This is a genomic window from Bradyrhizobium sp. UFLA05-89 (assembly GCF_059803475.1).
This window is the reverse complement of sequence record NZ_JBANBA010000186.1, coordinates 1-9,983: the sequence shown is the minus strand read 5'-3', so window position 1 is coordinate 9,983 and position 9,983 is coordinate 1. Positions and strand designations below refer to the sequence as shown.

The following is a 9,983-nucleotide window of genomic DNA, read 5'->3' as shown; positions in this document are numbered from 1 at the left end:
GCGCGCGCCATCTTCACACTCCAACGGTCGGGACGAAGAGCTGGCCTGCAATCGAACAAAGAGCTGACCAACCACCTCGACACACCAACTCCCCATGTGAGCAATCCAGATCCTCCGCGGAAAGATTCCGAATTGCTTCGCTGCGCTCGCAATGACGGAGAATATGACATGAGATTCCGGGATCGCGCTCACGCGCGCCCCGGAATCACGGCGCGAGTGCTCAAAAATCCTTCAGCAGGCGCTCGAGGTAGTCGAGCTCGAGCTGCGGCCGAGAAGGATCGCCCAGGCGGCGGCGGAGCTCTTCGAGGATGCGGCGGGCGCGCTGGACGTCGATCTCGCCGGGGATCTTGACCGTGTAGTCGTCGCTGAACTCGCGGCCGTGCAAGGGACGGCCGAGCGGGTCGGTCTGGTTGCCACCGCTCTGCTGGCGGCCGGCACGATTGCCGGGGCCATCGCCCTGGCCGTCGCCGTCGCCCTGCTGCATGGCCTCGGCCATCTTCTGCGCACCCTTGCGCATCGCGTCGAGCGCCTTGCCTTGCGAGTCCACGGCGCCGTCGGCATTGCCTTCGCCGAGCTTGGAGCCGGCATCGCCCATGGCGTTGTCGGCAGCATCGAGACCGCCGTCATCATCGCCCTGGTCGGCATCTTCATCGCCGCCCTGGCCCTGCTGGCCCGGTTGTCCCTGCTCGCCTTGCTGACCCTTTTGGCCTTTCTGGCCCTTCTGACCCTTTTGGCCGTTCTGCGCGAGCCCGCGCTTCTGGAGCTCATCCTGAAGCTTCTTCAAGCGGTCGCGCAGCGCCTGCTGGTCCTGCTGCAGGTCGGACATCGACTGATCGCCCTGCTGGCCCTGCTTGCCGCGCATGCGGTCGCGCCGGGAATCCTGGCCCTGCTTGAAGGTCTTGTCGCGCAATTGCTGCTGCTTGCGGATCATGTCGCCGAGCTCGTTGAGCGCCTGCTCCATGTCGCTCTCGCCGCTCTGACCCGGCTGCGCCATCTGCAAGCCCTCCAGCATCTGCTGGAGCTGGTCGAGCAATTGCTTGGCCGCATCCTTGTCGCCGGAGCGTGACAGGCGCTCCATGCGGTCGATCATGTTGTTGAGATCCTGCTGACGCATGATCTTCGTGTTGGGATCAAGGGGACGGGCGAGCTGCTGCGGATTGTTGCGGAACTGCTCGGCGAGCTGGCGCATGAAATTGTCCAGCGCCTGACGCAGATCCTGGGTGAGCTTCTTGATCTCCTCGTCGCTCGCACCGCGATCCAGCGCCTGCTTGAGAGCGTCCTGCGCCGCGCGGAGCGCCTTGTCGACGTCGGTGATGTTGCCGTCCTCGATCGTCACCGCAAGCGCCCAGAGGCTCGCAACGACCTCGCGCAGCGCGTCGTCGGTGCGAGCAGCCTCGAGCTGCCTCGCGACGTTGTAGAGGCCGAGATATTGGCCGGTCTCGGGCGTGAACAATTCCGGCGCAATCATCAGCGCGTCGAGCGCGGCATAGACGTCGGAGTTCTTGTTGGCATCGAGCGCCAGGATGCGGCGCTGCTCGATCAGCGCGCGCGCCAGCGGCTTGGTGAAGAGACGTTCGGGCAACCGCATGTTGAAGGGGTCGCTCTTCGCCTCATTGCCCGCCTCGTCCTTGGCAGTCAGCGTCAGCGTGACATCGGCGCCGGCGTAAGGGTCCTCGCTGAGGTCCTTGACGGTCTGGCCGAGGCCGTTGCGAGTGCGCGCGTTCGGCAGCACGAGCGCGAATTGCGGCGGCTGGAACAGCGGCCGCGGCGCGGCCTTCTCGTCGCCCTTCTGGGCATCGGACGGACGCACGACGAATTGTGCCTCGGCGCCGGTGACGCCGTAATCATCCTCGATCTTGTAGGACAGCTGCAGCGCGCCTCTGGCCTGACGCTCGGGATCCTTGGCCAGTGCAATCGTCGGCGGCCGATCGGGCGTCGCGGCGAACTTCCATTGCGGCTGTCCGGAAGGCGCGCGGACATGCGCCGTGCCGTCGCTAGCGATGGCAAAATGCTTCTCGCTGGTACCTTTCGGGGCCTGCTCGTTCGGCGCAACTTCCTTGAGGCCGCCGGAGACCACGACGTCGAGGCTGCCGCCGGAGGAGCGCACGATCAGCGTCGAGCCGGCGGGAACGGCGAGCGGGCCGCTCGCGGGAAGCGCGGCGGCCTCCTTGTTGGCGGCCGACAGGATGATCGGCGGCTTGGAGGTGTAGACCGGCGGGGTGACCCAGGCGTCGACGCGGATATTCGTCGGCGCCAGCACGCCGTTCCAATCGAACGCAGCGCCCATGCGCATCGCGCGCTCGTCGCCGGCGGCGAAGAAGGTCGCGACCAGCATCACCATCACGAGCCCGCGCAGCGCCCAGGGATCGTGGATCGCGAGCCGCGGATGCGGCAATCCGGCGCGGATGCGCTTGAGCGATGCCAGCGTGCGCTCGCGCTGCGCCTGCCACAGCGCCTGGGCGACCGGATCCTGCGTGCTCAGGGTGTCGGTGAGCGTCGTTGCCGGGCGGTGGCGGATGCCCGAGCCGTTGTCCAGCCGGCTCAGGCCCTGCTCGCGGCTCGGCCAGCGGAAGCGAATCAGCGGGAACAGGGCGGCAAGCGCCGCGACGGCAAACAGGCCAAGCCCGATCGCGCGGGCGATGAAGGGCAGCGCCAGCCAGAGGCCAGCCCAGGATACCACCAGAAACAGTCCGACAACGGTCAAAAACCGCGCCAGATGCGGCCAGGCGCGCTCCCAGGCGATCGCATATGTGGCCCGCTTGAGGGCCTGCGCCAGCTTCAGCCGCGACAGAGTATCGCCATCGCGCATCGGGTCTGACGGGTCGGGGGTGACGCCGTTCAATCAACTCTCCAGGTTGCCCGGAAGGACAGCCTAGCACAACGGCAGCACTGAGGCACCCGTTCCTCTACGGGACCCCGCACCCGAGCGGTGCATAACACGAAGGCGTGACTGGTTGTGTTCGTCACCGTAGGTTTCGGTCGCAAATCCTTCAGGCAAGACACGAGGAACGCCATGGACAAGAAGATGCACGACAAGGGGCTGGAAGTTCGCAAAGCGGTGCTGGGCGAGGCCTATGTCAACAATGCCCTGAAGAACGTCGACGACTTCAATCGGCCGTTCCAGGAGATGCTCAACGAATATTGCTGGGGCACGGTGTGGGGCCGCGAGGAGCTGCCGCGCAAGACCCGCAGCATGCTCAACATCGCGATGATCGCGATCCTCAACCGCCAGCACGAGTTCCGCGCGCACCTGAAGGGCGCGCTGACCAACGGCGTCACCCGTGAGGAAATCCGCGAGATCCTGATGCAGGTCGCGATCTATGGCGGCATGCCGGCCGCGGTCGACAGTTTTCGCATCGCGCGCGAGGTGTTTGCCGAAATCGACGGCAAGGCGTGAGCGACACTGGCGCCGTAAGGAATGCACCGCATTCTCCCCGAGTCGTCCCGGCGAACGCCGGGACGACAGCGGAAGGTGGTGGCACGCAGCTCCGTCCCTGACAAACGAACAAAAAACACGAGGAAACACCATGGACATCGGATTCATCGGCCTCGGAAACATGGGGTTTCCGATGGCGCGGCGATTGATCGAGGCGGGGCATCGGCTGGTTGCGTTCGATACGCGCAAGGAGGTCCTCGACACGCTGGTGGCGCGTGGCGCCACCGCGGCGACGTCGCCGAAGGATGTCGCCGATGAGGTCGAGACCGTGATGGCGAGCCTGCCGTCGCTGCAGGCCTCGCTCGAGGTCGCAACCGGAACGAACGGCGTGATCGACGGCAAACGCGTCAAACGCTTCGTCGATCTGTCGACCGTCGGCTCGCAGATGGCGGTGAAAATTCACGGCCTGCTGGCAAAACGCGACATCGTCCAGATCGACAGCCCCGTCTCCGGCGGCGTCGCCGGCGCCGAGAAAGGCACGCTCGCCGTGATGGCGTCCGGCCCGAAGGCCGAATTCGCGACCATCAGGGCCGCGCTCGACGTGATCGGAAAGGTGTTTTTCATCGGCGAGAAGCCGGGCGCGGCGCAGACCATGAAGCTCGCCAACAATTTCCTCTCGGCGACCGCGATCGTGGCGACATCGGAAGCGGTGGTGATGGGCGTCAAGGCCGGGCTCGATCCGGCCGTGATGATCGACGTCATCAATGCGGGCTCCGGCATGAACACCGCAAGCCGCGACAAGTTTCCGCGTTCGGTCCTGCCGCGGAGCTTCGACTTCGGCTTCGCCACCGGGCTGATGGTGAAGGACGTGCGGCTGGCGCTGGACGAGATGAAGCAGCTCGGCCTGTCGATGGAGGTCGCGGATGCGGTCGGGCGTCTCTGGGAGACCGTGATCAGCGAGGAAGGCGCAGATTCGGATTTCACAGCGGCGATCAAGCCGATCGAGAAGCGGGCGGGTGTGGTGGTGGGCGGGAAGAAATGACGCCAGTCTTGTAGCCCGGATGGAACGTAGCGTAATCCGGGTCCTTCGCAACGCGTGATAGACCGTCCCGGATTTCGCTGCGCTCCATCCGGGCTTCTACGATCACGCGCTCACAGCCATGGCGCGGGCGTGTCCATGGCGATGAGCTGCTCGACCTCGATGCGAGGGCGGACCACTGCATACTGATCGCCCTTGACCAGCACCTCCGGCACCAGCGGCCGGGAATTGTACGTGCCGGCCTGCACGGCGCCGTAGGCACCAGCGGTCATGATGGCGAGGAGATCGCCCGGCTTCGGCGTCGGCAGCGTGCGGTCGAGCGCGAGGTAATCGCCGGTTTCGCAGACGGGGCCGACGACATCGGCCAGCATCGTCGGCGCGCCGGCGACGGGCTGCGTAACCGGCAGGATGTCGTGATGGGCCTCATACAGCGTCGGACGGATCAGGTCGTTCATCGCGGCGTCGATGATGACGAAGTTCTTGCCGTCGCCGTGCTTCACGTAGATCACCTTCGTGACCAGGATGCCGGCATTGCCGACGATCATCCGGCCCGGCTCGAACATCAGCGTGCAGCCAAGATTATGCGTGATGCGCCTGACCATCGCGGCATAGGCGTCGGGCGCTGGCGGCGCCTCGCGGTCCATGTAATAGGGAATGCCGAGGCCACCGCCGAAATCGACGTGCGAGATATTGTGGCCGTCGGCGCGCAGCGCCTGAACGAATTCGGCGAGGATGCGGAACGCGATCTCCATCTTGGAGAGATCGGTGATCTGGCTGCCAATATGCACGTCGGTGCCGGTCACCTCGATGCCCGGAAGTTTTGCGGCGCGTGCATAGACCTCGCGGGCGTGGATGATCGGGATGCCGAACTTGTTCTCGGACTTGCCGGTAGAGATTTTTGCGTGCGTGCCGGCATCGACGTCTGGATTGACGCGGACCGAGATGCGCGCGGTCTTGCCCATTTCGCTGGCAAGGCGTGACAGCAGCTCGAGCTCGGGCTCGGATTCGACATTGATGCAGAGGATGTCGGCGGCAAGCGCCGAGCGCAACTCGGTCTCGGTCTTGCCGACGCCGGAGAACAGGATCTTGCTGGCGGGGATGCCGGCAGCGAGGGCGCGCTTCAACTCGCCGCCCGAGACCACGTCGGCGCCCGCCCCCAACTTGGCCAGCGTACGTAGCACCGACTGGTTGGAATTCGCCTTCATGGCGTAGCAGACCAGCACCTTCTCGCCGGCAAAAGCGTCCGCGAAGACGCGGTAGTGCCGCTCAAGCGTCGCGGTCGAATAGCAATAGAAGGGCGTGCCGACGGTCGCGGCGAGATCGGAAAGGTTCACCGCTTCGGCGTGCAGGACGCCGTTGCGGTAGTCGAAATGATTCATGGCGCTCGCTCAATCATCCCGGCTCACTTGCCGGGCTTTTCGTCCAGCAGCGGGTCGAGGACAAACGATTTCTTCTTGCCCTTGGCAGCGGCCGGCGCAGCCTCCGCGCCGTAGGTGGGATTGAACACGCTCGGCGTCTTCTGGGCCTCGGTCTCGGTATCGGTGGGAGCCGGGGCGACGTTGGCCGTGGACGCACTGGACGCAGTCGGCGGCAGGTCCAGCGGACCCTTGCGGCCGCAGCCGGCGAGCGCCAGGGCGCTCAGGCTCAAGACAACGATGGCCCACCCCGAGCCGGTCGGGCGAAACTTTGACGTCACGACGAGATCCCCACTACGCGGGCCGCACCATACAGAGATTGGCTCGCTCTGGCGAGAGCCGGATGACCATGAAAAACAAGCGAAATTTTGCCTTCAGCCCGATTTTCGCTCTTTTTCCAACCGCTTCGCCCATGCCTTGGCCTGCGCCGTGACGTTCTTCGGCGCCGTGCCGCCGAAGCTTGTGCGGCTCTTTACCGACGATTCGACCGAGAGCACGCCGAGCACGTCCTTGGTGATCTTTGCCTCGATCGCCTGCATCTCCTTGAGCGAGAGCTCGTGAAGCGCGACGCCGTCGCTCGCGGCCTTCGCCACGATCCGACCGGTGACGTGATGGGCCTCGCGGAACGGCATCTTCAATGTCCGCACCAGCCAGTCGGCAAGATCAGTCGCGGTGGCATAGCCTTCGCCCGCGGCCGCTTTCATCTTCGCTTCGTCCGGCACGAGGTCGCGGACCATGCCGGTCATGGCGCGGATCGCGAGCGACAGCGCGGCAAAGCCTTCCATCGCGCCCTGCTTGTCCTCCTGCATGTCCTTTTGATAGGCGAGCGGCAGGCCCTTCATCACGATCAGGAGACCGTTGAGCGCGCCGATGACGCGCCCGGTCTTGGCGCGCACGAGCTCAGCGGCATCCGGATTGCGCTTCTGCGGCATGATGGACGAACCGGTGGTGAACTTGTCGCTGAGGCGGATGAGGCCCACGAGCGGTGAGGTCCAGATCACGATCTCCTCGGCAAAGCGCGACATGTGCACGGCGCAGATCGAGGCCGCCGACAGCGTCTCCAGCACGAAATCGCGGTCGGAGACCGCATCGAGCGAATTCGCCATCGGCCGGTCGAAGAGAAGCGCTTTCGCAGTGGCGTGGCGGTCGATCGGGAACGAGGTACCGGCGAGCGCGGCCGCTCCCAGCGGCGATTCATTCAACCGCTTGCGGGCATCCTGAAAGCGGCCGCGATCGCGTCCGGCCATCTCGACATAGGCGAGCAGATGGTGGCCGAAGGTGACGGGCTGCGCGGTCTGCAAATGAGTAAAGCCGGGCATCACAGTCCCGGCATGCTCCAGCGCGCGTTCCACGAGCGCCTCTTGGAACGCAGCGAGCGCAGCATCAGTCTCGTCGATGATGTCGCGGACGAACAGGCGGAAGTCGGTTGCGACCTGGTCGTTGCGCGAGCGCGCGGTGTGCAGGCGGCCGGCGGCGGGGCCGATCAGCTCGGACAGGCGGCTCTCGACATTCATATGGATGTCCTCGAGCGCGCGCTTGAACTCGAAACCGCCCCTGCCGATCTCTGACAAAATCGTGTCTAGACCCTTGCCGATATTTTTCGCATCAGAGGCCGTGATGATGCCCTGCGTGGCGAGCATCGCGGCATGGGCCTTGGACGCGGCAATGTCCTGGGCGAAGAGGTGACGATCGACGTCGATGGAGACGTTGATTTCCTCCATGATCTCGTCGGGACGTTCCGAGAACCGGCCGCCCCACATCTTGTTGCTCATGATCCCCTGCTCACGCCTTGCTTGTCGCTTGCTACGGCCTGTGCCGCACGTTTGCTGGCCGCAGCCAGCCGTATTAAGAGGCCCCTGATAGCCATATCTGCGACCGGATGACAAACGATATGCTCGACCCCAACGATATGCTCGACCAACGGAAAGCGCGGTCGGCCACCCGCCGGATCCCGCTCGTGATCGCCACCGTGGTGGTCGGCGGCCTGGTCGGCTTTGCCGCGCTGTACGGGGTGGGCCTGAAGCGGGGGCCGGCGGGCGATCCTGCCTGCCGCGCCGCGGTCCAGACCGCCAGCAGGATCGCGCCGCTCGCTCATGGCGAGGTGGCCGCACTGACCATGGCGACCGCGCCGTTGAAACTGCCGGACCTCGCCTTCGAGGACGCCGACGGCAAGCCGAAAAAGCTTTCGGACTTCCGCGGCAAGACGGTGCTGGTGAACCTCTGGGCGACCTGGTGCGTGCCCTGCCGGAAGGAAATGCCGGCGCTGGAGGCGCTCCAGACCAAGCTTGCGGGTCCGAGTTTCCAGGTGGTCGCGATCAATATCGACACCCGCGACCCGGAGAAGCCGAAAAACTTCCTGAAAGAGGCCGGTCTGACGCAGATCGGCTATTTCAACGACCAGAAAGCGAAGGTTTTCCAGGATCTTAAGGCAATAGGTCGGGCGCTGGGCATGCCGACCTCGGTGCTGGTCGACCCGCAAGGCTGCGAGATCGCCACGATTGCAGGGCCGGCCGAATGGGCCAGCGATGATGCCGTGAAGCTGCTGCGCGCGGCGCTGAACCCGGCCGCCGCGGCGCTTTAAGCCGTAATTTTAAGCCGTAATATTGAGGCTATTGCCGACGCCGGCGCCGACATTGGCGAGCGAGGGCTGGCCGGCGCCGAGCAGCGTCAGGACGGCGGATTTCTCCGCATCCAAGTTCTGTTTCGTCACGGTCGCCGCGATGTTCGACTGCAACGCGCCTTGCTGAGCGGCCAGCATGCTGCTGACCATGGCCATCATGTCCATACAAAGACCCTCGTACGGGCGGCAGCCTAGGCGCGAGGGGTTAACGAGAGGTGAGCAGGCGCGGTCTTGCAGGATCGGGTGGGCAAAGCGAAGCGTGCCCACCTCTTTTGCTGCGATCACGGAGAGATGGTGGGCACGGCGCTCCGCGCCTTTGCCACCCTACGACACCCGTTGAATGGACCGGCTTACCTTGTCGGGACCGGCTTGGCGCCGCGGTAGTCGTAGAAGCCGCGCTGCGTCTTGCGGCCGAGCCAGCCGGCTTCGACGTATTTCACCAGCAGCGGGCACGGGCGGTATTTCGAGTCGGCCAACCCCTCATGCAGCACCTGCATGATGGAGAGGCAGGTGTCGAGGCCGATGAAATCGGCCAGTTCCAGCGGGCCCATCGGATGGTGGGCACCCAGTTTCATCGCCGCGTCGATCGCCTCGACGTTTCCGACGCCTTCATAAAGCGTGTAGATCGCCTCGTTGATCATCGGCAACAGAATGCGATTGACGATGAAGGCCGGAAAATCCTCGGAGACTGCGACCTGCTTACCGAGCTTGGCAACGAATGCCTTGGAGGCCTCGAAGGTGGAATCATCAGTGGCAATGCCGCGGATCAGCTCGACCAGCTCCATCAAAGGCACCGGATTCATGAAGTGAATGCCGATGAAGCGCTCGGGGCGGTCGGTGGCCGCGGCCAGGCGGGTGATCGAGATCGAGGAAGTATCGGAGGCGACGATCGCCTCGGGCTTCAGGACGGCGCAGAGCTCGTGGAAAATCTTCCGCTTGACCTCCTCCTTCTCGACCGCGGTCTCGATCACGAGGTCGCAGTCGGCGAGGTCATCCAGCTTCTCGGCGAGGGTGATGCGCGACAGCGCCTTGGCCTTGTCCTCCTCGCTGACGGCCTTCTTGGACACCTGGCGCGACAGATTGCCGTTGATGGTGGCCATGCCCGACTTCAAACGATCGGCCGAGACGTCGTTGAGCACCACGTCGAAACCGGCCAGCGCCGCGACATGGGCAATGCCATTGCCCATCTGCCCCGCGCCGATCACGCCGACCTTCTTGATCTCTGCCATAATGCCATCCACCGGAACGGCGCGGATGCCGCGCCCTGCCTATCCCCCGTGAGCCGAGGATCCGATTTAATCAGAACCCGGGCTCGAAACCTAGATTGGATCGCGCCCTTCCGCGTGCCCCCGCGAAAGAAACCGCCTCAGAAATGAAACACCGGCCGGAGTTAGGACATCCGGCCGGTGTTTTTACGGTGTTTTACTTGCCGAGCTTGCCGAGTTCGGCCGTGAGTTCAGGAACCGCCTGGTAGAGGTCGGCGACCAGGCCGTAGTCGGCGACCTGGAAGATCGGCGCGTCCTCGTCCTTGTT

General features: G+C 64.7%; 9 protein-coding genes and 1 pseudogene. 3 read left to right on the top strand and 7 right to left on the bottom strand.

Translation table 11 applies throughout. The annotated features are described in order from the left end of the window. Positions 1-220 precede the first annotated feature (220 nt). Positions 221-2,842 (bottom strand): TIGR02302 family protein, encoded by a 2,622-nt coding sequence (locus tag SO139_RS44295; RefSeq protein WP_498542006.1) that lies wholly within the window; start codon positions 2,840-2,842, stop codon positions 221-223. 171 nt (positions 2,843-3,013) lie between these two features. On the opposite strand from SO139_RS44295, the gene SO139_RS44290 reads away from it, so the two are divergent. Both SO139_RS44290 and SO139_RS44285 read left to right on the top strand, forming a co-directional pair. After that, the gene (locus SO139_RS44290; RefSeq protein ID WP_028134137.1) at positions 3,014-3,397 is read left to right on the top strand and encodes a carboxymuconolactone decarboxylase family protein; all 384 of its coding nucleotides are present in this window, start codon (positions 3,014-3,016) and stop codon (positions 3,395-3,397) included. 130 nt (positions 3,398-3,527) lie between these two features. Then, positions 3,528-4,418 carry an NAD(P)-dependent oxidoreductase gene (locus tag SO139_RS44285; protein WP_449383658.1) on the top strand — a complete coding sequence of 297 codons (891 nt, stop codon included), beginning with the start codon at positions 3,528-3,530 and terminating at the stop codon, positions 4,416-4,418. 110 nt (positions 4,419-4,528) lie between these two features. Here the strand turns inward: SO139_RS44285 and lysA are convergent, their stop codons facing one another. The 3 genes from lysA to argH all read right to left on the bottom strand — a co-directional run bounded on the left by lysA (position 4,529) and on the right by argH (position 7,602). Further along, positions 4,529-5,794, bottom strand: coding sequence for a diaminopimelate decarboxylase (gene lysA / locus SO139_RS44280; protein WP_449383657.1), 1,266 nt, complete (start codon positions 5,792-5,794; stop codon positions 4,529-4,531). Between the two features lie 23 nt (positions 5,795-5,817). Beyond that, positions 5,818-6,111 (bottom strand): LPS translocon maturation chaperone LptM, encoded by a 294-nt coding sequence (gene lptM / locus SO139_RS44275; RefSeq protein WP_449383656.1) that lies wholly within the window; start codon positions 6,109-6,111, stop codon positions 5,818-5,820. Positions 6,112-6,204: 93 nt separating this feature from the next. Further along, positions 6,205-7,602 (bottom strand): argininosuccinate lyase, encoded by a 1,398-nt coding sequence (gene argH, locus SO139_RS44270; RefSeq protein WP_449383655.1) that lies wholly within the window; start codon positions 7,600-7,602, stop codon positions 6,205-6,207. A 107-nt stretch (positions 7,603-7,709) separates the two neighbouring features. Between argH and tlpA the strand changes: the two genes are divergently transcribed. Next, positions 7,710-8,411: a thiol:disulfide interchange protein TlpA gene (tlpA, locus tag SO139_RS44265; RefSeq protein ID WP_449383654.1), complete on the top strand. Its 702-nt coding sequence runs from the start codon at positions 7,710-7,712 to the stop codon at positions 8,409-8,411. A 9-nt stretch (positions 8,412-8,420) separates the two neighbouring features. On the opposite strand, the gene SO139_RS44260 is transcribed toward tlpA, so the two are convergent. The 3 genes and pseudogenes from SO139_RS44260 to SO139_RS44250 form a co-directional block, all read right to left on the bottom strand. Next, a complete protein-coding gene (locus SO139_RS44260; protein WP_449383662.1) occupies positions 8,421-8,615 on the bottom strand; it encodes a hypothetical protein in 195 nt (64 codons plus the stop codon). 185 nt (positions 8,616-8,800) lie between these two features. After that, the gene (locus SO139_RS44255) at positions 8,801-9,682 is read right to left on the bottom strand and encodes a 3-hydroxybutyryl-CoA dehydrogenase (RefSeq protein WP_449383661.1); all 882 of its coding nucleotides are present in this window, start codon (positions 9,680-9,682) and stop codon (positions 8,801-8,803) included. A gap of 190 nt (positions 9,683-9,872) precedes the next feature. Further along, positions 9,873-9,983: pseudogene (locus SO139_RS44250) on the bottom strand (electron transfer flavoprotein subunit alpha/FixB family protein); the annotation flags it as partial.